The organism is Chryseobacterium sp. Chry.R1 (assembly GCF_039645525.1).
Taxonomy (GTDB): domain Bacteria; phylum Bacteroidota; class Bacteroidia; order Flavobacteriales; family Weeksellaceae; genus Chryseobacterium; species Chryseobacterium proteolyticum.
The window spans coordinates 4,339,571-4,365,569 of the sequence record NZ_CP151793.1; the positions used below are offsets into that span (position 1 = coordinate 4,339,571).

The following is a 25,999-nucleotide window of genomic DNA, read 5'->3' on the forward strand; positions in this document are numbered from 1 at the left end:
TAAAATAAGGATAATAATAATATTAATAAAAAACTGATAATATATAAAAGACAACATATGAATTTAACTACTAAACTGCTTTTAGGAATTGGTTTAAGTGCTGGTTTTTTAGGCTATTCGCAAGATCTGGGGCAGGTAAGACCTGTATTGACCGGAGCTCCATTTCTAAGAATTGCACCAGATGCAAGATCTGGAGGTATGGGTGATCAGGGTGTCGTTACCTCTCCGGATGCATTTTCACAATTCTGGAATGCAGCGAAATATCCTTTTAGCAGAACGAGTTCTTCCGTAGGCCTTAACTACACCCCTTATATGGGAAAATTAACCAATGACGTATTTCTATTATATGGTGCATTCCATAAATTCTTAGGTCAGGATGAAAGATCTACGATCTCAGCAAGTATTTATTACTTCAACATGGGACAGGTAGACTTGACTCAGTTAGTAGGTAGCGAAGTAGCTTCAATGGGAACATCAAAACCAAATGAATTCTCTATTGATGTTGCTTATGGATTAAAGCTTTCAGATTCATACTCAATGGCTGTAACGGGTAGATTCATCCGTTCAGATTTGGCCGGAGGGTTCAACACAGATACTACATTAAAACCTGCCAATTCATTTGCGGTAGACGTTTCAGGATACTATACCTCTCCAAGATTTTCAAGTATCGGAGGATATGATGGTAAAGTGAATGCCGGTTTTGCTATTCAGAACCTGGGTCCGAAACTGGATTACACAGGAAATGAAGAATCAAGATCTTATCTTCCTACCATGGCAAGATTAGGGGTTGGTTATGATATGTATCTGGATGACCTTAATAAAATCGGGATCAGTGTAGAAGGTTCTAAAATCTTAGTTCCGGGATCAGAATTCGTAGGAATGGATCCTAATACCAGACAGCCTATGTATGCGGTACCAAATGTGGGACCTATTGCGGGAATCGGAAAGTCTTTCAAAAACAAGAACAGTATCATGTATAGTGGTGCATTGGAATATTCATACGATAATGCTTTTGCAGTAAGAACTGGTTATTTCCGCGAAAGCCCTGAACAGGGAGCCAGAGAGTTCGCAACAGCAGGTATTGGTTTGAAGTACCGTTCTTTCGGACTTGATATTTCTTATCTGATCAATATGTCTAAAATTAATACAGCTTTAGATAACACGCTTCGTTTCGGTTTGACCTGGAATATCGGAGATGAAACATCTAATGTTGATAATTAAAAAAATATAACATTTAAGTTTAGAAAAGTCTCATATTTATGAGGCTTTTTTGTTTGTCAATAATTATTTTTGTAATATGAACTATTCGGCGGAACTAAAAAAATTTGTAACCAGTCAGTATGTATATTCTGCAATCAGGATTACATTAGCCACTGTATTACCTTGTTTGGTTCTCGCCCACTTTGGAATTTTAAAAGAATATTTTCTCTTCCCTCTGGGAACCAGCTTCGTAGCCCTTACTGATCAGCCGGGACCGTTTATCAGAAGAAGGAATGCCCTTACTTTTGCCATTGTCTGTTTTGTGTTTGTAGCACTTATTGCCAGCCTGGTGATGCATATCAAAGTACTGGTGATCCTCGAGATCATCGTATTTGCCATGTTTTTTTCACTTATCGGGGTATACGGGCAAAGGCTGGCTGCCGTTGGTTCTTTATCTCTGGTGGTACTAGCGATCTTTATCGACGGACATCTGACCGGAGACAATATTTTTAAAAGTCTGCTGATCTTTGCGTCAGGCTGTATATGGTTTTTATTGATCTTCCTTATTGTTACGACTATCCAGCCTTATAAGCTGGCAAGCCAGATGATCGGCGAAAATTATCTCCAGCTGGCAGAATTTTTAAAAATAAAAGCAAATTATTACCAAAAGAATCCCGATTTCGATAAACTGACCACCCAGGTTATTGCCAAGCAGATAGGAATCAAGAACCTTCAGGAGGAAACCCGGGAAACCGTTTTTAAGACAAGAACCATTGTTAATGAATCTACGACGACCAGCAGATTATTGATGCTGATGTTCCTGAACTCAATGGACCTTCATGAGAAACTGATGACTTCTGAAAGTGATTATCAGAAGTTGCAGGAAAGTTTCAAGGACAGCATGATATTGGTTAATATCCATGATTACCTCAACCTGCTTTCCGAAGAAATAACAAACATTGGAATTTCCTTACAGTTGGGTACCCGTGCAAAACCTATTTTTGATCTGGAAATGGAACTTAAGAAACTGAATACCCTGTATTTTGAACTAAGGAACAGGCAGATCACACCCGAAACATTAGAAAACTTTATGATCCTGCGTCAGATCCTGATGCGTATCAGCGAGATTACAAAGGAAATCAACGAGATCTATAAAGTTTTTTCACAAGATGTAAAACTTGCAAAAAGTCTTTCAACAGGATTAGACCTAAGAAAGTTTATGCCTAATGAAGAAAAGCTGAATTTCAAAGTCCTTAGAAACAACATATCCCTATCTTCCTCTCAGTTTCGTCATGCCATTCGCATTACGACCGCTTTACTGATCGGGTATCTGTTTTCTCTTTTTCAGTTTTTAGGAATCGGCCATACCTACTGGATATTAATTACGATTACCGCTATATTAAAACCGGCTTATTCCATAACAAAACAAAGAAACGGACTTCGTTTGTACGGCACTATTGTAGGAGCTACAATAGCCTATATCATACTCCACTTTGTTCACATCAATGCTATATTATTTGCCACACTTCTGATCAGCATGATCCTTTGCTTCAGTTTACTAAAAGGTAAATATTTCTGGGCTGTATTATTCATGACGATCTATGTCTTTATGAGTTTTAATTTTTTAAGCCCCGGAAAGGTTGACGTTATTTTCAAAGACAGAATTGTGGATACCATGATTGCAGGTATTATTGCGTTCCTTGTTTCCTATATTGTCCTTCCTGTCTGGGAGCATACCCAGAATCTGGATCTGATGAAAAAATCTGCAGAAAGTAACCTCATCTATTTTCAGAGTGTTATTTCCAAATTCCTTGAAGATAATTTTGACCTCGAGGACTATAAGGTAAAACGTAAAAATGCGATTATTTCCCTGGCCAATCTTTCCGACAATTTCCAGAGGATGATCTCAGAACCCAAAAATCAGCAGAAGAAGCTGGAAGTTGTTCACCAGTTTGTAGCAACTTCCCATCTTGTTACGGCTTATACAGCTTCGCTTTCGCAATATGCTAAAAATGACGAGAAATATCCTGAAATAGATGCTGACAGCTGGAGCCGGAAAATAGAATCGGAGTTACAGCAGACCTATGCCCTTCTTAATGGTGAAAAAATCCATGAATCCCTTAAAATGGAAAGCCGTCTGGAACCGGAGGATTCTTCTATTGACGACCTCATGCTGAAAAGGAAGACAGAGCTTGAAGAAAATGAAGCTTCAGAAGTTAACGATCCCAATAAGATATCTCATCTTACAGAACTGAAAAACATCCATGATGTGCTTGAGCTTATTTATGATGTTGCTAAAGAGCAAAGAAAAGTGATCGAGAAATACAAGAACGAATCCGAAGCGGCTACTCCTCCACAATCGTAAAGCAGTAGTCATCAAAAAATTCTACCCTTGCTTTGAACTCATCTGAAAACTGATCATCATACACCCGGCAGCTTATTTTGTGAAGATTTTTTAGCTGAAAAGGCTTCACTTCATAGTTTTTCTTCAAGGACCAGTATTTGGAATGATGGATCTTATACATGCTTTCTTTTACGCTCCAGATAATGGTATAATAAGTATGGGCGAGATCTTCAGGAATAAATCCTCTTTCATTTTCATACGTAAACTTATCAATAACCCTCATGATCTTAGGATTGAATTTTTCAATATCAATTCCGATTTTTCTTTTTGAAATGGCAATAGCTGCAAAAGGAAATGAATGGGTGATTGAAATTTCCGCATCCTTTGGGGAAAGAAAAGGTTCTCTTTCTTTATAGAGTATTTTAGAATCCGGCTTTAATCCTTTTAAAAGTTTACGAACCATTAAGACTTCCAGTAATTTCTTGGGATGGTAGTCTTTTACTTTTTCCGCATTTTCAGGTTCTAAAAGATCATTAATATGTAATTCTTCGCTCTCATCATATTTCCAAATAAGAATTGTAGCGGTTTCATCTGAAAAATCTCGGTAAAGGGGCATTGTTTTTTATTGGATAAAAGTAATAAAAAGAAATGTAATGATCATATAATTGTAGAAGATGAAGTCGGGTTTTACTAAAAAGAAATCCTTTAATGAAAAAGGCAATCGTAAAAAACACTCTTCCTCTCCTACCTTCCAATTTATTTTGATTGATGGTTAACATCATTTCTATGCTCAAGGATTTCCAGATTCTCATCAACAAAGTAAGCACTTCCAAAACCATTCACATAGGAACCTTTAAGCGGATGTAAAGCAATAAGAATAAAATCTTTCATTTCGGAAATAAGATCGACTACTTTTCCATGAGATTCTTTTAATTGACTTACCGCATTATTCCAGCTTTCAGAATCTCTTTCTATTGGTGATGTTTTGGCTTCAAAGGTTAACCGTTCACGGGCATATATCTGCTTGGTAGCCATCTCATCTTCTATAAGCATTACAGAAGTACTCCTTCCCTCTGCAAGATTTTTTGTATGTTTTACCATAAAAGATACCAAAATGTAAAATGTATTTTCTATCTGTACAAAAGGAGCATAGCTGGAATGGGAATTTCCTTCGGCATCTACGGTGGCTAAAATCACACTTTTAGATCTATTTATTAACTCTTTTACTTTGGGAGTAAGTGGCTTTGTCTTTTTTTGAGCATTATCCTGGGCATGGTTATCATTCATCTTACAACGATTTTATTGATGCAAAAATAGCTTATTTAGAGTAAATAAAAATAATATTAATTCATGTATAATCTCATCAATTGAACTTGATCCATCGTTTTTATATCTTAATTATTAATTGTAATTTTGCATTTCATTATCAATTGAATTTAAACTTATTCATTAACATATGAGTACTACAACACAATACGTTCCTTATAAAGTTAAGGACATTTCTCTTGCAGAATGGGGAAGAAAAGAAATTACTCTTGCTGAGGCAGAAATGCCTGGCCTGATGTCTATCCGTGAAGAATACGGACCATCTCAACCCCTAAAAGGAGCAAGAATTGCAGGATGTCTACATATGACGATCCAGACAGCTGTGCTTATCGAAACCTTAGTAGCTTTAGGTGCTGAAGTTACATGGTCTTCTTGTAATATTTTCTCTACACAAGATCATGCTGCTGCTGCTATTGCTGCTGCAGGAATTCCTGTTTATGCTTGGAAAGGATTAAATGAAGAGGAATTCGACTGGTGTATTGAGCAGACTTTATTCTTCGGTGAAGAAAGAAAGCCATTAAACATGATCCTTGATGACGGTGGAGATTTAACGAACATGGTTTTTGATAAATACCCTGAATTAACAAAAGATATCAAAGGACTTTCTGAAGAAACCACTACAGGAGTACACAGATTATACGAAAGAATGAAGAACGGTACGTTAGTAATGCCGGCTATCAATGTGAATGATTCTGTTACCAAGTCTAAATTTGACAACAAATACGGTTGTAAAGAATCTGCAGTAGATGCTGTAAGAAGAGCTACAGACGTAATGTTGGCAGGTAAAAGAGTGGTAGTTTGTGGTTACGGAGATGTAGGTAAAGGTACGGCAGCTTCTTTCAGAGGGGCAGGTTCTATCGTAACGGTTACTGAAATTGATCCTATCTGTGCTTTACAGGCTGCAATGGATGGTTATGAGGTAAAAAGATTAGATACAGTTGTAGATAATGCAGATATCATCATTACGACTACCGGTAACTTCAATATCGTGAGAGCAGAGCACTTCCTTAAAATGAAAGATAAGGCGATCGTTTGTAACATCGGTCACTTCGATAATGAAATTGATATGGCATGGTTAAACAAAAACTATGGTCACACAAAATCAGAAGTTAAACCACAAGTAGATATCTATACCTTGGAAGGAGGAAAAGAAATTATCATCCTTGCGGAAGGAAGACTGGTAAACCTTGGATGTGCTACAGGACACCCTAGTTTTGTAATGTCCAATTCTTTCTCTAATCAGACTTTAGCTCAGATCGAATTATGGAATAATGCTGCAGCATACAAAAACGAGGTGTATACACTACCAAAACACTTAGATGAAAAAGTAGCTGCCCTTCACCTTAAAAAATTAAGCGTTGAGCTGGAAACTCTTTCTCCTGAACAAGCTGAATATATCGGTGTAGATGTAAAAGGTCCGTTCAAACCGGAATACTACAGATATTAAGATATAATCATACGCAATATACGGTCCCATTATTTGAATAATGGGACTTTTTATTTTATATCTCGCGAAGTAATTGCAGAGATATCTTGTCACATTTTATTTTATGACAAACTTAATATACATATAATACTTAGATAACATTTACTTTTTCTTCATAGAGTATTTTAGCCCATCAAATAAAAAATACATATGAAAAATTTCGACAGGAGATTCTATCTTCTTGCATTATTATGCTTTCTTTCATTTATTTCATGCGGTGAACAAGCCTCTTTTGAAGAAAATGACTCTATTGCCAATCAGGTAAATAAAAACGATAGATTTTCACGTTTAGGAGATAATGATCTCAAAGTACTCACTTACAACACATTCTTATTACGGGATATCGCCGTAGCCTCTACCACACAATGGTCGCAAAATCAAAGGGCAGAAAAAATCGGGAGGGCAGACTTTATCAAAAATTATGATGTATTACTCCTGCAGGAATGCTTTGACAATACAGCTTCAACAATACTTCGAGAAAAACTTTCTTCAAAATTCCCTTACCAGACACCTATTCTTGGACAAACCAAACAAGGCTGGAATAGCACTTCCGGAGACTGGAGAGAAGTAGTCTCGGGCGGACTGGAAAACGGTGGAGTGATGATTGCCAGTAAGTACCCGATTGAAATAATGAATCAATATATCTTTCCCAAAGGATGTGATTTCGATGCCCTTTCTTTAAAGGGCTTTGTGTACGCACGTATTATTAAAAACGGAAAACGGATTCATTGTATTTCTACCCATCTTCAATCTACCCAACCCGGCTGCCAGGGAAATGAAGTCAGCATCAGAAAAAGCCAGCTGGAAATGATCAAATCTTATGTGGATGCGCTTCAAATTCCTGCTGATGAAATGCTTTTGTATGGCGGAGATTTTAATATTATTAAGAACAGCCAGGAATACCCTGTCATGCTGCAAACGTTAAATGTATCTGCACCTTTCTACAAAGGTCTTTCACAGACATGGGATACCCAAACGAACACCATGGCATCTTACCATTATCCTTATCCTAAGAATCAGCCGGAATATCTTGATTATATCTTCGTTTCCAACGAACACCTTACTCCTCTATCCTGGCATAATATCGCTTTTGATCCCGTAAGCAATACCCTTATGACGTATACCAATCTCACCCAGGACACTTATTACTGGACAGATTATTCGGATCATTATCCTGTAGAAGGAGCCATCAGTACGGATGAAACATCTCCCAAAAAGAGTATGAAATTCAGAATATATGATAAGGTATCTTTAAGATCCGTAGCTACCGGAAAGTATATTACCAGCAACCTTTCAAAACCAGATGATTGGCTTACCGTATCCGCTTCTGCTCCTGATCAGAATACATGGTTCAATCTTGTTAACCTTGGGGCTGGGGACAATTATTTCGATCTCAAAGAAGGTCCGGTACGGGTAGAGACCAGCGAGCGTATTAATAATTTCTGGTATTGGGAGTATCTGAACGGAGGAGCTTATTACTATTTCCCGAAATTTAGCAAATCCCTTAAAAACCTCGAACTGGTCCTTGTGAAAAAGAAAAACGGAAACACTTCTACAAGCATAGAAAATGGAGATACCGTTGCCTTCAAGGATAAAACCTCCGCAGGAAAAACATATTTCCTTCAGGTATATCAAAAGAACGGTACCGATTGGATCTATTTAAATGGAAATACAATCGGTGCTGCCGAACAATTTGAAGTACGGATGAACAATACTTCCCAACAAAATTGGTATTAAATTTCATCCCTGAAAAAACATAAAACTCTCCACATTAGGAGAGTTTTTTTATAGAGCTATTTCCCGCTATCCGCTCATACTCCTCGCCCCCAACCTTACCATTCCCTGCTCCGGGGTAACCGCTTCTATCGGGGCTAGGAACAGTCCAAAAAATACCTGGAAAACAGGCTTCCGGAATAAAAAGCCTTCACTATTTAAAAATTCAAAAAATTTATTACTTTAGCTTTTATAGTTAATAAAAAATTAAAATAAATCAAATACAGTAATAAACTATTCAAAAATTTTGTGATTTTATTATTTTCATTATCTTTATTTCACAAAATCTTGATATGTATAAAAAATTTTTACCCCTTATTTTATTTATTACTTTTTTCCACATCCTGAACGCCCAAAATGAATTTATCACCATCTGGAAACCTAATACTCCAGCAATCATTCCACAGATGGATGTTATTGTTCCTTATCCGGCAGGCAATAACCAGATATGGTTCCCGGGAATCGGAGAAAATTATACGATAACCTGGGAAGAGATAGGTTTTCCCCAGCACAATGGAGTCCTGAACAATGTGACTTCTACAAAACAGGTCTTTATCGATTTTGGAGCATCATTAAATCCTAATACCACTGATGCTGCTTATCAGGTAAAAGTAAGCAATGGGAACGGAGTTTTTAAGCAGATCCGGTTTGGTGATCCTGAAATCCTAAATGTCCCTACTGCTTACATGGCTATTTTCTGGCACAGTGTAGGCAGCATTGATAAAATTACCGAAGTTTCCCAATGGGGAAATATCAACTGGATTTCTATGGAGAATGCCTTTAGTAATTGCAGGGCTCTTCAGGTTACCGCTACGGACATACCTAACCTTTCCGGTGTAACAGACGCTTCATTCATGTTTTATGGAAATTCAGCTTTTACAGGACACCCGTCTATGACGGTATGGAATACATCCCAAATAAAAAAATTTACATACATGTTTGGTCACACTTCCCCCACTCCGGCTACCGCCGCAGTTGATCTGTTCAATCTCAACATCGGTTCATGGGATATGTCTTCGGCACAAGACATCAGCTATATGTTTTTCCACAGAAGATCATTCAATCAAAATATAAACAACTGGAATACTTCGAACGTAACTACAATGGCCCATACATTTGAAAATTGTTACACATTCAATCAGCCATTGAATAACTGGAATACTTCAAAGGTCACCAATATGGCGTATTTATTTCATTTTATCCCCGATTTTAACCAGCCTATCGGTAATTGGGACACGTCCAATGTTACTAATTTCAGCCACATGTTCCACAACTGTACTTCTTTTAATCAACCACTAGACAACTGGAACACGGCTAAAGGAACTACCATGGAGATGCTATTTACAGGAGCCTCTGCCTTCAATCAATCTGTAGCAAGCTGGAATACAGGGTTGGTGGGAACAATGCTTTTCACTTTTCGTGATGCAACAAGCTTTGACCAATCTTTAGAAAACTGGAACCTGGCTTCCCTTACTATTGGAGACCAGATGCTGACGAATTCCGGATTAAAATGCGAAAATTACAGCAGAACCATCGCAGGATGGGCCAATAACCCAAATACGGCGAATAACATCAACCTGATTTCTACTGCACCATTAATGTATTCTTCGGATGTAGTACCAGAAAGAAATGTACTTATCAATAAAGGTTGGGTATTTAATGGTGATACTCAAGGAGAGTGCAGATTAGGAATTTCTGAAATACCTCTCAATAATCTTTCCATTTATCCCAATCCTGCCAGCGACTTTATTTATATCAAAAATATAAAAGGTTCCGGAAGTTACAGGATAACTGACATGGCAGGTAGAATCATCCTTCAGGGACTTTTAAATAATGAAAAAATCGATGTAAGTTTTTTAATAAAGGGAAATTATCTATTACAAATTATTTCCGCAGATAAGGTCCAATCTTTAAAATTCATCAAAAAATAACGATCCATATGATAAAAAAACTAATCCTATTCCTTCTCTTCAGCTTTTTCTTTCAATCCGGAAAAGCTCAAAATGAATTTATCACCGTCTGGAAACCAAGCCTTCCCCGTTATGCAACACAGTATATCGGGATATCCGTAGCTTCTACAGATACACAGATCTGGCTTCCTGCTGTAGGAACCGATTTTCAGGTATACTGGGAAGAAATTGGTTTCCCGGCACACCATGCCACATTAACCAATCTCAACTCTACTTACCAAGTACTGATCGACTTTGGGACCCCTTTAAACCCTAATCCAGCAGACGCAACTTATCGTTTAAAAATAACTAATGGCATCGGTAATTTTCATAGGATCCGGTTTTCCAACTGGGATATGTTTAATGGTGATGGCCTGATAGGTGATGTGCATAAAATAGTAAGATTGGAACAATGGGGAAACATCCACTGGTCTTCTATGGGACAGGCATTTCAGGGTTGCAGAGACTTCGATGTAACTGCCACAGACACTCCAGACCTGTCAACCGTTACAGATATGTCCAATATGTTCTTAGGTAATTATAGTTTGATAGGAAATCCCTCTTTCAATAATTGGAACACCTCCCATGTAACCACTTTGCTAAGTACATTTGCAGGTTGTTTTCTTTTCAATCAGCCTGTTGGAAACTGGGACACTTCAAACGTTACCATGATGGGAATTACATTCAGCTCTGCTTTGGTATTCAACCAATCTCTGGCGAACTGGAACACCTCTAAGGTAAACCACATGACTGCCATGTTCAGTGGTGCTAAGGAGTTTAATCAACCGATCGGAAATTGGGATCTTTCCAATACTATCGATTGCGAATTTATGTTTTCCGGTGCTAAAAAATTCAACCAGCCTATTGGTAACTGGAATACCTCAAAAGTAGTTGAAATGGACCGTATGTTCAACCAGGCACAAGATTTCAATCAGGATATCAGCAATTGGGATACTTCTAGTGCCACCATTATGGAGGGCATGTTTGCTGGAGCTTCCAGTTTTAATCAAAACATCGGAAACTGGAACATAAGCAATGTAGTCTATATCAACGATATGTTCAATGGGGCTACCAGCTTCAATCAGGATATTGGAAACTGGGATGTAAGCAAAGCAGTCTGGATGCACAATATGTTTAAAGATGCAAAGAATTTTAATCAGAATATAGGAAACTGGAATGTAGGACTTGTCACCAACATGAACAATATGTTCAATGGAGCCACTCATTTTAATCAAAATCTTGGACAATGGAACATCAGCTCTCTTACCTCAGCCATAAACATGCTACAAAACTCAGGACTGAATTGTCAAAGCTACGATAATACCCTTTACGGCTGGAACCTGAAGCCCACAACCCCTAATAATATCAACCTTGCAAATACTTCACCTTTGGTTTACTCCAACCCGCTTGCTGTCAATGCCAGAAATAATCTTATCAATAATAAAGGATGGACGATCAGCGGAGATACTTACAACGGAGAATGCCAGTCTGTTTTATCCACATCAGATGCGTTACCTCTCAACGAGATCAGTATCTATCCAAATCCCGCAACGGACTTTATCTACATCAGAAATATGAAAGATTCCGGTAATTATAGAATAATGGATATGGCAGGAAGAATAATACTTCAGGGTATGATAAATAATCAAAAAATAGACGTTAACTCATTAATCAAAGGAAACTATATCCTTCAGATCATTTCGAAAGACATGGCACGTTCACTTAAATTTATTAAGAAATAATATCATAATCCATCCGTATGTATAAAAAAATTATCCTCCTAGGTTTATTCTTACTCTTAGGGCAAATGATAAAAGCACAAAATGAATTTGTTACGATCTGGCAACCCAACAGGCCCGACACAATGCCTCTTATTGATGTAAATGCTCCTTATGCCGCCTCCACTAATCAGATATGGTTTCCGGGAATCGGTGAGAATTACACAATAAGCTGGGAAGAAGTAAACTATCCTCAGCATAACGGGGTTATGAATAATGTTACCTCTACGAAGCAGGTATTGATTGACTTTGGAACTTCATTAAATCCTGATACGGCAAGCGCTTCTTATCGAGTAAAAGTAAGCAACGGAAATGGCATATTTAAACAGATACGATTTGGAGAATGCCAGATCATTTATGTAGCAGACTCATATATTCTCATGTGGGATATATTCGGAAATTCTGATAAAATAACTGAAATAGAAAATTGGGGAAATATTCAATGGACCTCTATGAATACTGCATTTGCGCACTGCAGATTGCTTCAGCTCACGGCTACCGACAGTCCAAACCTCACTAATGTAACGGATGCTTCATTCATGTTTTATAATGCCCATGATTTTTTAGGGGCAAGTTCAATGCAAAACTGGAATACCTCAACTATAAAGGATTTTAAATTTATGTTTGCAAGGATGGGAGATTATGTGCAGGCAATAGATCAGTTTAATTCCCCTTATTTGAGTACCTGGAATATGTCATCAGCTAAAAATCTGAATAATATGTTTTCCGGAAGAAAGGTATTTAATCAACCCTTAAATAATTGGAACACTTCGAGTGTGGAAGATATGGGCTGGATGTTTGCTCTTTGCCTGAATTTTAATCAGCGTTTAGACAGCTGGGATACTTCTAAAGTAAAAGATATGTCTTTTATGTTCCATTTTATTCCTGTTTTCAATCAAGACATTGGCGGATGGAATACTTCCTCTGTAACCAATATGGCTCATATGTTTCACGGCTGTACTGTTTTCAATCAACCTCTTAACTGGGCAACTTCCCAGGTTACTCATATGGGATTTATGTTAACAAGCGCCACAAGCTTTAACCGGTCTTTAGGCAACTGGAACCTCAGCTCATTAACCGATGCTACCAATATGCTTACAGGTTCAGGATTAAATTGTGATAATTACAGCAAAACCCTGTCCGGATGGGCAGATAATCCTGTTACTCCTGATAATATTCCTCTTGTTTCAGTAACGCCTTTACAATATGCTTCCAATGCTGCTTCTAAAAGAAATATTCTTATTGGTAAGGGCTGGAATATAACAGGAGATACAGTAGGAAACTGTTTGTTGTCAACTTCAGAAATCCACACCAACAGCCAAAACTTATCAATATATCCTAACCCGGCAGAAGATAACCTGCACATCAGGCATGCTCACGAACTCAAAAGTTATAAAATCCTGGATACCAGCGGAAGATTGGTACAACAGGATGCTCTGAATACAGACATGATTAATATAAGCTCACTGACAAAAGGAAATTATATACTACAGATTACAACGAAGAATAAAACAGAATCGTTTAAGCTGATCAAAAAGTAAATAAAAGCCTCACTTGTAATAAAGTGAGGCTTTTTATAATGCGTATTTTTATTTATCGTACTGGTTGGGGTGCTGAGCTTTAATATCGTCAACAGTTCCTAGTACTTTATCTTTTAAAGAATCCTGATATTTCTGTAGTTTTTCCGCCACCTGTTCATTTCCGCTTCCTAAAATTTTAGCCGCAAGGATTCCCGCATTTAAAGCTCCGTTCAATGCTACTGTTGCTACAGGGATTCCGCCCGGCATCTGAAGGATGGATAGTACAGAATCCCATCCGTCAATAGAATTACTGGATAAAATAGGAACTCCGATTACAGGTAAAGTAGTACAGCTAGCCACCATTCCTGGTAGATGGGCAGCTCCCCCGGCCCCTGCAATGATAACTTTCAAACCTCTTTCTTTTGCTGTTTTGGCATAATCAAACATTCTTTCGGGCGTTCTGTGAGCAGATACCACAGTAAGCTCGTAAGGGATTTCGAGAGTTTTCAAAAAGCCTGCAGCTTGTTCCATAATTGGTAAGTCACTTTGACTTCCCATGATAATTCCTACCATCTTCAATTTTATTAGATTTTCAAAGATAAAAATTAAAATCTGTTTTCTAAAATTACACTATGTATAAATCCCTGGATAATCTGATCTGAAAAAATTTTAACCCTGAATATATCAACTGATTACAAACAACATGCAAAATCACGTTTTATAATTATACTTAAATAAGATATATTTGTATACCATTTCACTAATATTTTGAAAGATTATAAACTTACACTTGCTGTTCTTACTGTAGCTATTGTCTGGGGAACGACTTTTTTATCGATTCGGGTGGCAGTACAAACGATTCCAGCCTGGTTTGTCGCGGGAATAAGACAATCTCTTGCAGCATTAATTATGCTCCTTGTCCTTTTATACAGAAAAGAATTACGATGGATCGGATGGAAAAACCTGAAATACCAGATTGTTTTTTCGTCACTTATGCTGATCATTGCCAATGGAATGACCACTGTTGCTGAAGAAACGGTAACAAGCAGTGTGACCTCTCTGATAAGCGCCTGCTCTCCTATTTTAGTTTTTCTGGGCAGTGTGGCTGTGGGAATACAAAAATTCAGCCTCAGGGCTGTGGTAGGAATTCTGATGTCTTTCGGTGGTATTGTTTTTATCTTTTGGGACGGTATAAAAGATCTGGCCAATCCAGATTATGCCATGGGAATTGTTTTTCTTCTTATCGCGATTGCAGGCTGGGCATCAGGTACCATTTTCACAAAAAAACTAAACATTCAAAGCGGAAATATATCGTTGAATCTTTTATATCAGTTTGCCTTTGCAGGAATTATCCAGATTATTTTTGCCTTCTTATTTTCTGAAGATTATAACTTCGAAAACTGGAGTTTCAAAAGTATTTCAGCCATGTTTTACCTTTCCATCTTCGGCTCTGTTGCAGCCTTCTTTGCCTATCATTATGCTTTGACAAAGGTTTCACCGGTTCAGGTTTCTATTCTGGCCTATATCAATACCATTATTTCTATCTTTTTAAGCTGGCTGATCCTTGATGAAAGTATTTCTGTTAAATTTATTGTGGCCGCAATATTAATTATTCTGGGAGTATTCATAATTAACTACAACCCAGCCATGTTTAAAAAACAAAGAATTCAATAAACGCGGGACACCTATCTCAACCCGCTGCTTATCGTACATTAAGGAACTTTCATATTATGATTGCTTCCTATTTTCATTATTCATCCAACAGAATATATCTCTATTTATCCACTTTCACATCTCTTTTTTTATTTTTTTTCCCTATCTTGTTTAGATCAATTTCTATGATATGCTAAAAAACACTCTGCTGATTTTATTTATTGTCCCATTGCTTCTTCTAAGTTGTGATAATCGCCAAAAGGAAAAAGACCTGCTGGAAAGAGAGCAGCAGCTTTTGGAAAAAGAAAAGCTATTTGCCCACAAAGAATCTGAATATCAAGCCTTAATTAAAATGCGTGACAGCATCTTTACCCGAAAGGACTCTGCCAAAGTAATGACATGGCCGGAAGAAATTTCCGGAGATTGGAACGGCAAAGTGATCTGCACGGAATCCAATTGTAATGATTATGTTGTTGGAGATCAGCGAACAGATACCTGGGAATTCGACAGTGATTCCACTCAATTGGTGGCTAAAATCATCAACAATAACAATCTTATCAGGTTGTATTCCGGAAAGTTTGAAAACAATGAGATCAAACTGAATTTCAAAACAGATTCTGCTGCCAAAAAGAAAGTAGAAATGAATATTCTTCTCAATGATATTTCCGACACTAAGATAAGAGGAACAAGAACTGTAATAACAGATAATAATTGTACTGCAAAATTTTCTGTAGAATTAACGCGTTCGTCCAAATAAAACACATTTATGATTTTACTGAGCATACACAACCTGAGCTTCCCTATTGAAGATCCTGTATTAAAATTTTTATTGGTCCTGGTCATTATTCTGGCAGCTCCATTACTTCTGAATAAAATTAAAGTTCCCCATCTGTTAGGCCTTATTATCGCAGGTGCAGTAATCGGACCCAATGGATTCAATCTGTTGGCGAGGGATAGCAGTATTGTAGTTACGGGAACTACAGGACTTCTTTATATCATGTTTCTCGCAGGACTGGAAATTGATATGGGTGATTTTAAGAAAAACAAATGGAAGAGTCTCGGATATGGAGCTTATGCATTTATTTTTCCTTTTATACTCGGATTTGTCGGAGCGTATTATTTATTGGGATTTTCGGTACTGACTTCCGTCTTATTCGCCAGTTTGTTCTCGTCTCAAACCCTTATCACTTATCCTTTAATCAGTAAACTTGGAATTGCAAAAAACCGGGCTGTAAATATTACCGTAGGCGGAACAATGATCACCGATATTGCCACATTATTGGTACTTGCTGTGGTTGTAGGTATGGTCCAGGGAGACGTGGGAACTTCTTTCTGGGTAAAGTTATCCGTATCTGTTATACTTTTTAGCCTGATCGTTCTATTGTTATTCCCTATTATTGGACGATGGTTTTTCAAAAAAGTAAATGATAAAATATCCCAGTACATTTTTGTATTGGTGATGATTTATCTGGCGGCACTATTGGCAGAATTAGCCGGCATTGAAGCCATCATCGGGGCATTCTTTGCCGGGCTTGCATTAAACAGACTGATTCCTCATACATCTTCCCTCATGAACAGGGTGGAATTTGTAGGGAATGCGATATTTATCCCTTTCTTCTTGATCAGTGTGGGAATGCTGATCGATTTTACCGTATTCTTCAAAAGTTTTGAAACCCTTAAAGTTGCAGCGATCATGTTGGTCGCATCAATCGGTGGTAAATATATTTCAGCCGTGATCACCCAAAAGACATTCAGGTTTACAAAAGAAGAAGGTAAACTGATCTTTGGTTTAAGTTCAGCTTCTGCAGCTGCTACATTAGCTACAGTAATGGTAGGATACAACATCATTGTTTCCGAAACGGAAACAGGAGAACCTGTAAGATTACTGAATGAACATGTATTGAACGGAAGTATATTACTTATCCTTATTTCATGTACCATTTCTTCATTTGTATCTATGGCCAGTGCACAGAAAATCGCAGAAACGGATAATGAAGATACGGTATCCGGAAACAGCCATGAGGAGGAAAGCCTGCTATTAGCCATCAATCATCAGGAAACTGTAGAGCGAATGGTCAATCTGGGTATTCTGATTAAGGCACATTCCAATACTGAAGACTTTTTTGCATTGAACGTCATCAATGAAGATAAAAATGAGTCTTCTGTAAAAAATGCCGAAAAATTACTCCACCAGGCTACAGATGCTGCAGCATCGGCCGATGTCAAATTACAACCTCTGAAAAGATATGATAATGATGTTGTAAACGGCGTCAATAATGTGATCAAAGAGCAGGAAATAACGGATCTTATGATCGGTCTTGAAGATGAAAAAGGTTTTTCTCCTTCCTTCGTTTACAATCTTTATAATGGCTACCTTCAGAATGATCACGTGAACGTACTGGTATACCATGCTGCCCAGCCTATTTCTACAATAAAAAAATATGCAGTGATGATTCCTGAAAATTCAGATAAAGAAGCCGGCTTTTTTCATGCTCTTTTAAGGGTATGGAACATTGCCCGGAATTCAGGAGCAACCATGATATTTTATGCTCCTGAAAGTATTATTGATCTTTTACAAAGGATCATCAAAAAAGCCAATATAGAAGCTGAATTTATCATTATGAATACCTGGCATGACGGTGAAAAAACAGCTGCGGGACTAAAAGAGGATGAAGCCCTTATTGTGTTTATGGCTAAAAGAGGAATGGTATCCTATATTCCTCAAATGAGGCTTATGCCGGAACTTCTCAACAAAAATCTAAAAGAAAACAATTATCTTCTGATCTATCCTTTTTCAGAATATGACAAAAACAGTCCTGAAAAAAGATCATTTGGAAATCACAGGGATTTCATCGAAATCGGAAATGTTATCCAGAAAATTTTCAAGTAACAACCAATACCAATAGAATAAATTCAATCAATTCAACTATTTCTTAGTTGTTTGTTTTCAGTAAATTAGACCTTAAAACCGAATTCAATTATTTAAAACGGAAATATAAAAACGGACTCGCCGAACACCGTATTTCAAAGTAGGCAACAAAATACTTTTAATTATGCCAAATCTATTAAAATCATTCAGAAACTCTGTAAAGCACTGGTATATCCCGCTTATACTAGGAATCCTTTTTATTGGATGTGGAGTATATGTATTTTCATCTCCCCTTGAAACCTATCTGACATTATCTCTTCTTTTTAGTGTCTCTTTTATCGTCTCGGGGATCTTCGATATCTTTTTCTCGATCAATAACGCGAAAGTATTAAATGGATGGGGCTTATATCTGGTAACGGGACTACTTTCCTTTATTATGGGAGTCTATCTGGTTTCTTATCCTCAGATTTCAATGACCATTCTACCATTTATTGTAGGATTTACAGTGATGTTCCGTTCTTTTCAATTACTGGGTATCTCATTTGATTTGAAAGATGCGCATGTACTAAGATGGGGTAATCTTGCCATATTCAGTATCCTCGGAATTATCCTGTCGTTTATGCTTTTGGCTAATCCTATATTTTCAGGAATGTCTCTTGTAGTCCTTACCGGTTTATCATTTATTTTCGTAGGAGTAGCTTCTGTCATCTTAGCCTTTGATCTAAAGAAAATAAAGGACTATCCTTTAAAACTGGGTAGTGAGCTCAAGGATAAAATAGAAAATCTTCATAATGAACTCAATGATAAAATGAGATAAAAAAATAAGAAAGACTGCTTTTCAGCAGTCTTTCTCTCAATATTTTAAGCTATTACTCTTACCATAGCCTTTACTTTGATGAGCTTTTCCATCAGTTCTTCTTTAGAGTCAGCCAGCACATTAATATGTCCCATTTTCCTTCCCGGTTTGGTTTCCGTTTTTCCATATAAGTGAACATAAGTTTTAGGCAATTTCAGGACTTCTTCCATTCCTTCATAAATTACTTTTCCTGAATATCCTTCTGCTCCGACAAGGTTAAGCATTCCACTATAACCTAAACTTTCCGTATCCGCTAATGGAAGGTTCTTAACGACACGGTACATTTGCTCAAATTGTGAATTCGCGTTTCCTTCCTGGCTTTGGTGCCCTGAGTTATGAAGTCTCGGCGCAGTCTCATTTACCCATACTTTTCCAGCCTTATCCAAAAACAGTTCTATGGCAAAAAGCCCGGGAGAGTTTATTGCGTTCAGAAACTTTTCCGTAATTACATCAATTTGCTTTTGAGTGTCTTCCTGTAAAAAAACCGGACAAATATTAAAATCCAATAAATTTAACTTAGGATCAGCCACCATTTCTGTAACCGGAAAAGTCTTCGTTTCCCCTTTTTCATTTCTTGCAACAATTACAGACAATTCTTTATCGATATCAACAAGCTTTTCGATCACAGAAGGCTCCTTCCATAAATTTTGAAGATCTTCTTCATTTTTAATTACCTGAACACCTTTTCCATCATATCCGCCTGTATTCATCTTTTGTACAAAAGGAAGTGTCATTGTAATTTTTTCATCACTATTCCAGACAGCCTGAAATTCAGGGCTTGGGATATCATGGGTCTTATAGAATTCCTTCTGAAGAATCTTCTGCTGAATGGTTTTAATGATTGCAGAATTTGGAACAACTTTGATCCCCTGGTTTTCAAGTTCTGATAGGGCATCGGCATTTACATGCTCGATCTCTATTGTTACAACATCTTTATTTTTTCCAAAGTTCAGGACTGTTTCATAGTCATTGAAATTTCCCTGTGTAAAATTTGAAATAGTACTGCAGGGAGCATCAGAGGCAGGATCCAGCGTATAAAATTCATCATCATACTTCAATGCGCTCTGTATCAGCATTCTTCCCAGCTGACCACCTCCTAAAATTCCTATTTTCATTCTATATTTTTATTAGATATATTTTCAATTGAGACCATCCGGATCAATAGGCAATTATCAAATGTTTTTCAACATTACAATACAACACCAGATCATTGATCCAAGACTTTGCAAAGATAAAAATTTTATATCCGATTACCTAAATTTTCGTATCTCCGATCCTTGCCGTACTTAACGTGTTACGCCGGCTTAAAAGCCGGCGTAAGTGATTATGGGAAGTTTATACTTTATCTATTTTAAGATATCCTAGACCTATTGGGTTTTCCTGATTTTCCGTATCAGATTTTTCTAAAACAATGGTGTATTTCTCTTTCATTTTTTGAGGAAGGATATCATTAACGTTAAAAATATCATCGATATCCACACCGTGCTTATCGTCAACATGGCTTACAGCTCCTTCGAATCCCATTGTTTTGTAAAATTCCGTTTCCTTCACTCTCTTTATGATTTCGCCCATGGATGTTCCAACCATCAGATGTTGCTCATGGAATTCTTCAAAATATCCCCTCTTATAGCCTCCTAAATTAATAAAGAATAGCTGGTTTTCAGAAACCTGATCTGTTTTCTCAACAATTTTCACTTCATATCCATCTGCAAATCTTACCTCCTGATGGCAGTCCAGGTGGATTTTACCATCAGCCTCTTTCCAGAAGTCTTTCATATCCGGAACCAGATCCTTTAAACTTTCAGCAATTCCAAAAAACACATCGTGCTGTTCGATATTCCTGCCTGGAGGAGTGGCACCTAGGATCACGTAGAATAATTTCATTTTCATTTTTTTAGTCATACAAAAATACGTCAAATTTATCTTTTTGAAAGTTTGGCAGAAAACTGCAATAGTTTTATATTTGTATTCATGTCAGAAATCATTATTCTCTTCCTTGGAGCAATCTCAGCAGGCCTATTGGGCTCACTTACAGGTTTAGGAGGAGGAGTTATCATTATCCCTTTATTGACGCTTGGTTTTGGCGTCCCTATGCATTACGCAATCGGAGCTTCCTTAATATCTGTGGTGGGTACATCTTCCGGTGCCGCCGTAGCTTTTGTTAAAGAAGGATTTACCAATATGAGAATCGGAATGTTTCTGGAAATAGCAACTACAGCAGGTGCTATTGCCGGAGCTCTTGTTTCCGGAATTCTGAACCCAAATACCATCGGGATTATTTTTGCCAGTATTCTTCTCCTTACCGTAATTTTAAATCTTAAAGGAAAACCCGACCACCAGGAACCCCTGATCAAGGGAAGTTTAGAAGATAAACTTAAATTGTACGGAACCTTTCCGGATAAAGGAGTCATTAAAAAATATTCTGCTCGAAACACGATTCCAGGATTCTTTATGATGATGTTTGCGGGAGCAATGTCCGGTCTTTTAGGAATCGGTTCAGGTGCATTGAAAGTATTGGCAATGGATAATATGATGAAGTTGCCTTTTAAAGTTTCTACAACCACGAGTAATTTTATGATCGGTGTTACGGCTGTCGCAAGTTCCCTGATCTATTTTCAAAGAGGAGAAATTATCCCGGTAATTGTAGCTCCTGTTTTGGTAGGGGTTGTGGTAGGAAGCTTCATTGGGTCTAAAACATTGATGGTTTCAAAAACTAAAAAACTGAAGGTATTTTTTGCTATTGTAATTACAGTCCTTTCAATCTATATGATGTATAACGGTATAAATCAAAGTTTCCGATGAGAAAAAATTTCACAGACGTTGATTTGAACCGCTCCGTAGGAAATCTCCTGAGACTTGGAGTGATTTTGTCCGTAGCTATATCCATTATTGGCTTTGTAAAGCTGTTTCTGGAAGGTTTTAAAATGCCCAAAAACTATTCCTTACTGGAGACCGGTTCTTCGTCGGAAAAAGTATGGGGCCAGTTTTGGGAGTCTCTCTGCAAAGGTGAAGGAATGGCCATCATTCAACTGGGAATCTTGGTTCTTATTTTCACTCCTTTAATGCGAATTGTTTTTGCATTAATAGGATACCTGAAAGAAAAAGATTACATCTATGTGATCATATCCTCAATTGTTTTAGCCATTATGGCAATCAGCTTTTTTACGGGATACGCACATTAAGCCCATTTACATTTCATAAAACTCCAAAGGAAGCTGATCCGGATCTTGTGTAAAGAAAAACTCTTTACCGGTAAATTCGTCGATCCTTATCTCCTCACATTCCAGTCCCTTTTCCATAAGTTCCTGTCGCTTTGCGCCAACATTTTCAACGGAAAATGCAAGATGCCTTAATCCGCATGCTTCGGGACGGGAAGGTCTTGCGGGAGGATCAGGGAATGAAAAAAGTTCTATCACATAATGATCTCCGATAGCAAGGTCCAGCTTATAAGATTGCCTTTCTTCACGGTATACTTCACGGATCACATTCAAACCTAAAATCTCTGTGTAAAACTTTTTAGAAACTTGATAATTGGAGCCTATAATGGCGATATGGTGAATTTTCATTGTATATTATTTCTTATTCTCGCAATTTTCCTTTCTTCTTGTATCAATGATGTACTGAATTTTCCAGCTGTTATTCTGCTTTACCAGCTGAAAGCTGTTCGCTCCGCAATGTGAAAACTTTCCCTGGTAATAAAACTGATAAGGAGTGAAAACGCTCGCCATATTGCCGTCTACAAGTACAGATGCTATAGTAATCCTTTCATCCAGATCGCCTTTTGCGGCTTTGGAAACAGCAGATATAAAACCAGATATATCATCTGTTTTCACTACTCCTTCTTTTGTAATAGTCTGTAGAATGGCCGTTTCAGTAAATGCCGACTTTACCAGTTCCGAATCTGCATTCTTCATACCTGCGAACAAATCCCTGATAGGTTTCTCAATGTCCGGGTTCTGGAGTTGCTGTCCAAAGCAGAATGTACTTAAAAAGCATACAACTGCGAAAATTTTATTCATAGTATTGATTCAAAATATAACAGAATAAAAGTAAGAAAAATCTGACTCAAACTTCATTTATTTCACACTAAAAAAGATGATTTCATTTGAATTCTTGTAAAAAAGGATTATTTTTAGCCATCTATTTTTATAACATGTGGAGTGCTTATTTGATCTTAACCGGCCTGCTGGTTCTATTGACGTTATTACCTAAAATTCAAAACCAGCATTGGATATTTCGGGTTCCTGAGTTTGGAAAAATTCAAATCACGTACTTTATTGTGCTTACCTTCCTCTTAGGATTTTTCTTTAGATCAGCCGAATATTTCTGGTATTTCCAGGGCACTCTTTTTATCTTATTTGTACATCATGGGGTAATTCTTGTAAAGTATACTCCTCTCTACAGAGTAAGGAAACATCAGAGGGGCAAGCGGTCCTCTCAAAAATTACATTTCATTTCTGCCAATGTCTATCAGTTCAATACGGAATATGACAAGTTTATCGGTCTTATCAACCGAAACAAGCCGGAAATGTTCCTTACCATGGAAAGCAATAGAGTTTGGGAAAATGCATTAAGAGCTTTAGAAAAAGACTACCCCTATCATCATAAGGTAACCTTGGAAAATACTTATGGGATGCATTTTTATTCTAAAATTCAGATCAAAAATTCCACTACACATTATTTTGTAGCTGAAGATATTCCAAGCATTGAAATCCATTTAGAGACAGAAGACGGCTTCTCTTTTGTTTTTTTCGGGGTTCATCCACCACCTCCCAGCCCAACGGAAGAAGCGACATCAAAGGAGCGGGACGGCGATCTCCTGAGCATTGCAAAACGCGTGAAAGATATCACTGAACCTGTACTTGTCGTTGGTGATTTTAATAATGTTGCCTGGTCAAGGTCTTCTATACTGTTCAGAAAAACAAGCCACCTTATTGATCCGAGAATCGGACGTGCCTTTGTTCCAACCTTCCACGCCAGATACCAATTACTGAGATTCCCTATCGATTTAATGTTTCATAGTGAAGACATCTTTATTAAAGAACTTAAGACCCTAGACAATTTTGGCTCGGACCACCTACCGGTATATTGCGAATTCTTTATCGATCATCATAATACGGGTCAGGAAGAAAGAATAGAAGTTGCTGACGCCGAAGAAAAAGCTGAGGCTGAAGAAATGATCATCGAGGGGAAAAAAGAAGATGGTGACCGGGATGCTGTTGTTACAGAATAATATGTTTATCTATAGCAAGCGCATTCTTCGATTAAATAGAATAAAAAAAACTGTTTCATTTCTGAAACAGCTTTTATATCAAAGTAAACGATGATTAAAATTTAATCACAGATTTCATTTTTTCGTTTTCTTCCATTACCAATTCATCATCAACAAGGATTTTTCCTGAATGTTCATCGATAATGATTTTCTTTCTCTGAGCGATTTCCATCTGTTTTTGTGGAGGAATTGTAAAGAAAGATCCTTTCGGAGCACCTCTTTCTAAACCTACCACAGCTAATCCGTTGATAGAGTTTGTTCTGATTCTGTTGTAAGAAGCTAGTAATCTTTCATCAATCTTACCTGCAAATTCTTTAGACTGCTCAATTAAATAATCTTCCTCTTTCTGAGTTTCAGAAACTAAACCTTCTAATTCTTCTTTTTTGAATTTAAGGTGGTTTTTAAGATCGTTAATTTTTGAATTCAGTTCTTCCAGAGTCTCATTTTTATGAGTGATCTTGATCCCAAATTCTTTAATTCTTTTTTCCGCAAGTTGGATTTCAAGATCTTGGAATTCAATCTCCTTACCTAAAGCTTCAAACTCTTTATTGTTTCTTACGTTATCTTGTTGAGATTTGTATTTCTCAATTAGAGTTTTCGCATGGTTAATTACTTCATGCTTTGTTTTGATCTGATCTTCCTGATCCTTAATTTCTGCATGAAATTTTTCAGCTCTTTTTTCAAGCCCTTCTATCTCGATTTCAAGATCTTCAACCTCAATTGGCAATTCTCCTCTTGTATTTCGGATTTCATCCAATCTTGAATCTATGATTTGTAAATCGTATAAAGCTCTTAATTTCTCTTCAACTGAAATATCGTTGGTTTTTGCCATATCTAAAGGAAATAATTTACTGGGTTTGTTTTTTCGTTGGATTTTGAGATTGCAAATGTACTAAATTTTTGTGACAAAATTTCAAATAATTGTTTTACAACCCATTGTTCTGATTCATAATGTCCTATATCACAAATCAGCATTTTAGATTCTGCTAAAAAAAAATCGTGGTATTTAACGTCTCCGGTTAGGTAGGCATCACATTTTTTAGATAATGCGGATTTTATTCCACTCGCTCCTGAGCCTCCTAAAACGCCAACTCTTTTAATCTTTTTATTAGTAAGCCCTGAATATCTGATCATTTCAAGATTAAATTTCTCCTTAACAAAACATAAAAAGTCCTCTTCATTCATTGCTTCTTCAAACTCTCCATACATTCCCAATCCTGAATACTGGTTTTCATTGTCCAGACTATAGATCTGGTAGGCTACTTCCTCATATGGATGTGAAGATTTCATAGCAGAAATAATCTGATTTTGTTTATAGCCTTCAAAAATTACAGAAATCATATTTTCATCTGCATTTTCCCTGATATTCTGCTTTCCTGAAAATGGATTCGAGCCCTCAATTGGTCTGAAAGTTCCATTGCCATTAATACTGAAACTGCACTCATCATAGAAACCAATATTTCCTGCCCCGGCAGAGAAAAGAGATTCTTTTACTTTTTCAGAATGGTCTTTGGGAACAAATACGGTAAGTTGTTTCAGATTATCTTTCTTCGGCTGAAGGATTTTCATTTCTTTTAATCCCAACTGGTTGCATATTCCTGCATTAACCCCAAAAAAATCATTATCAAACGCAGTATGAATTGCATAGATCGCAACCTTATTCTCGATGGCTTTTAAAACAGCCCTTTCAACATAGTTTTTCCCGGTAAGAGATTTTAACCCTGAAAAAATAATCGGATGAAAACATACGATCAGATTTAATTTCTTTTGAATAGCTTCTTCTACAACATTCTCTAAAGCATCGTGACATACTAAAATACCACTCACCTCCCGTTCCGGAACCCCACACAACAACCCTACATTATCAAAGTCTTCTGCCTGTTGTAAGGGAATACGTTTTTCTATTTCCGAAATTACTTCTCTTATTGTCATTTATTATGTATGTTTGCTACGAAAATAGGGATAATTTCTTA

Annotated in this window: 23 protein-coding genes; 14 read left to right on the plus strand and 9 right to left on the minus strand. The window is 37.1% G+C overall.

Annotation, left to right across the window (positions count from 1 at the left end; all coding sequences use genetic code 11):
- Positions 1-57 precede the first annotated feature (57 nt).
- Positions 58-1,221 (plus strand): type IX secretion system outer membrane channel protein PorV, encoded by a 1,164-nt coding sequence (gene porV, locus AAEU33_RS19365; protein ID WP_172277261.1) that lies wholly within the window; start codon positions 58-60, stop codon positions 1,219-1,221.
- Between the two features lie 76 nt (positions 1,222-1,297).
- Positions 1,298-3,565, plus strand: coding sequence for an FUSC family membrane protein (locus AAEU33_RS19370; RefSeq protein WP_345989763.1), 2,268 nt, complete (start codon positions 1,298-1,300; stop codon positions 3,563-3,565).
- Here the strand turns inward: AAEU33_RS19370 and AAEU33_RS19375 are convergent.
- Positions 3,546-4,160, minus strand: coding sequence for a 4'-phosphopantetheinyl transferase family protein (locus tag AAEU33_RS19375; protein WP_172277255.1), 615 nt, complete (start codon positions 4,158-4,160; stop codon positions 3,546-3,548). The genes AAEU33_RS19370 and AAEU33_RS19375 overlap by 20 nt on opposite strands.
- A 140-nt stretch (positions 4,161-4,300) precedes the next feature.
- Positions 4,301-4,831, minus strand: coding sequence for a pyridoxamine 5'-phosphate oxidase family protein (locus AAEU33_RS19380; protein WP_345989765.1), 531 nt, complete (start codon positions 4,829-4,831; stop codon positions 4,301-4,303).
- Positions 4,832-5,000: 169 nt separating this feature from the next.
- Between AAEU33_RS19380 and ahcY the strand changes: the two genes are divergently transcribed.
- The 5 genes from ahcY (at position 5,001) to AAEU33_RS19405 (ending at position 13,397) form a co-directional block, all read left to right on the plus strand.
- Positions 5,001-6,317: an adenosylhomocysteinase gene (gene ahcY / locus AAEU33_RS19385; protein WP_172277249.1), complete on the plus strand. Its 1,317-nt coding sequence runs from the start codon at positions 5,001-5,003 to the stop codon at positions 6,315-6,317.
- A 189-nt stretch (positions 6,318-6,506) separates the two neighbouring features.
- Complete coding sequence (gene sph / locus AAEU33_RS19390) at positions 6,507-8,093, plus strand: sphingomyelin phosphodiesterase (RefSeq protein WP_345989767.1); 1,587 nt, start codon at positions 6,507-6,509, stop codon at positions 8,091-8,093.
- 329 nt (positions 8,094-8,422) lie between these two features.
- Positions 8,423-10,060 carry a BspA family leucine-rich repeat surface protein gene (locus AAEU33_RS19395; RefSeq protein ID WP_345989768.1) on the plus strand — a complete coding sequence of 546 codons (1,638 nt, stop codon included), beginning with the start codon at positions 8,423-8,425 and terminating at the stop codon, positions 10,058-10,060.
- An 8-nt stretch (positions 10,061-10,068) separates the two neighbouring features.
- Positions 10,069-11,820, plus strand: coding sequence for a BspA family leucine-rich repeat surface protein (locus tag AAEU33_RS19400; RefSeq protein WP_345989770.1), 1,752 nt, complete (start codon positions 10,069-10,071; stop codon positions 11,818-11,820).
- Positions 11,821-11,837: 17 nt separating this feature from the next.
- On the plus strand, positions 11,838-13,397 hold the full coding sequence (locus AAEU33_RS19405; protein WP_345989771.1) for a BspA family leucine-rich repeat surface protein: 1,560 nt from the start codon (positions 11,838-11,840) through the stop codon (positions 13,395-13,397).
- A 48-nt stretch (positions 13,398-13,445) separates the two neighbouring features.
- Here the strand turns inward: AAEU33_RS19405 and purE are convergent, their stop codons facing one another.
- The gene (purE, locus tag AAEU33_RS19410; protein WP_273647357.1) at positions 13,446-13,949 is read right to left on the minus strand and encodes a 5-(carboxyamino)imidazole ribonucleotide mutase; all 504 of its coding nucleotides are present in this window, start codon (positions 13,947-13,949) and stop codon (positions 13,446-13,448) included.
- 195 nt (positions 13,950-14,144) lie between these two features.
- On the opposite strand from purE, the gene AAEU33_RS19415 reads away from it, so the two are divergent.
- The 4 genes from AAEU33_RS19415 (at position 14,145) to AAEU33_RS19430 (ending at position 18,715) form a co-directional block, all read left to right on the plus strand.
- Positions 14,145-15,050 carry an EamA family transporter gene (locus AAEU33_RS19415; protein WP_345989773.1) on the plus strand — a complete coding sequence of 302 codons (906 nt, stop codon included), beginning with the start codon at positions 14,145-14,147 and terminating at the stop codon, positions 15,048-15,050.
- A 169-nt stretch (positions 15,051-15,219) separates the two neighbouring features.
- Complete coding sequence (locus AAEU33_RS19420) at positions 15,220-15,786, plus strand: hypothetical protein (RefSeq protein ID WP_273647355.1); 567 nt, start codon at positions 15,220-15,222, stop codon at positions 15,784-15,786.
- A gap of 9 nt (positions 15,787-15,795) precedes the next feature.
- Complete coding sequence (locus AAEU33_RS19425; RefSeq protein WP_345989774.1) at positions 15,796-17,919, plus strand: cation:proton antiporter; 2,124 nt, start codon at positions 15,796-15,798, stop codon at positions 17,917-17,919.
- Between the two features lie 163 nt (positions 17,920-18,082).
- A complete protein-coding gene (locus AAEU33_RS19430) occupies positions 18,083-18,715 on the plus strand; it encodes a DUF308 domain-containing protein (protein ID WP_345989776.1) in 633 nt (210 codons plus the stop codon).
- 44 nt (positions 18,716-18,759) lie between these two features.
- Here AAEU33_RS19430 and AAEU33_RS19435 read toward each other — a convergent pair whose 3' ends face one another.
- Positions 18,760-19,869, minus strand: a complete 1,110-nt coding sequence (locus tag AAEU33_RS19435; protein WP_345989777.1) for a 5-(carboxyamino)imidazole ribonucleotide synthase — start codon at positions 19,867-19,869, stop codon at positions 18,760-18,762.
- A 220-nt stretch (positions 19,870-20,089) separates the two neighbouring features.
- A complete protein-coding gene (locus AAEU33_RS19440) occupies positions 20,090-20,638 on the minus strand; it encodes a DUF1543 domain-containing protein (protein ID WP_345989779.1) in 549 nt (182 codons plus the stop codon).
- A gap of 87 nt (positions 20,639-20,725) precedes the next feature.
- On the opposite strand from AAEU33_RS19440, the gene AAEU33_RS19445 reads away from it, so the two are divergent.
- A complete protein-coding gene (locus AAEU33_RS19445) occupies positions 20,726-21,556 on the plus strand; it encodes a sulfite exporter TauE/SafE family protein (RefSeq protein ID WP_345989781.1) in 831 nt (276 codons plus the stop codon).
- Entirely contained in the window at positions 21,553-21,936 is a 384-nt protein-coding gene (locus AAEU33_RS19450; protein ID WP_172277211.1) for a DUF1634 domain-containing protein, read from the plus strand. Before AAEU33_RS19445 ends, AAEU33_RS19450 begins: the two co-directional genes overlap by 4 nt.
- Positions 21,937-21,942: 6 nt before the next feature.
- On the opposite strand, the gene AAEU33_RS19455 is transcribed toward AAEU33_RS19450, so the two are convergent.
- Positions 21,943-22,320, minus strand: a complete 378-nt coding sequence (locus tag AAEU33_RS19455; protein ID WP_172277208.1) for a VOC family protein — start codon at positions 22,318-22,320, stop codon at positions 21,943-21,945.
- Between the two features lie 6 nt (positions 22,321-22,326).
- Positions 22,327-22,773 carry a nuclear transport factor 2 family protein gene (locus AAEU33_RS19460; protein ID WP_345989783.1) on the minus strand — a complete coding sequence of 149 codons (447 nt, stop codon included), beginning with the start codon at positions 22,771-22,773 and terminating at the stop codon, positions 22,327-22,329.
- A gap of 86 nt (positions 22,774-22,859) precedes the next feature.
- Between AAEU33_RS19460 and AAEU33_RS19465 the strand changes: the two genes are divergently transcribed.
- Positions 22,860-23,987, plus strand: a complete 1,128-nt coding sequence (locus tag AAEU33_RS19465; RefSeq protein WP_345989784.1) for an endonuclease/exonuclease/phosphatase family protein — start codon at positions 22,860-22,862, stop codon at positions 23,985-23,987.
- A 94-nt stretch (positions 23,988-24,081) separates the two neighbouring features.
- Here the strand turns inward: AAEU33_RS19465 and AAEU33_RS19470 are convergent, their stop codons facing one another.
- Together AAEU33_RS19470 and AAEU33_RS19475 are read right to left on the minus strand one after the other, a co-directional pair.
- Positions 24,082-24,858: a hypothetical protein gene (locus AAEU33_RS19470; RefSeq protein WP_172277199.1), complete on the minus strand. Its 777-nt coding sequence runs from the start codon at positions 24,856-24,858 to the stop codon at positions 24,082-24,084.
- Positions 24,859-24,860: 2 nt separating this feature from the next.
- Positions 24,861-25,958, minus strand: a complete 1,098-nt coding sequence (locus AAEU33_RS19475; RefSeq protein WP_345989786.1) for a Nif3-like dinuclear metal center hexameric protein — start codon at positions 25,956-25,958, stop codon at positions 24,861-24,863.
- Positions 25,959-25,999: the final 41 nt, after the last annotated feature.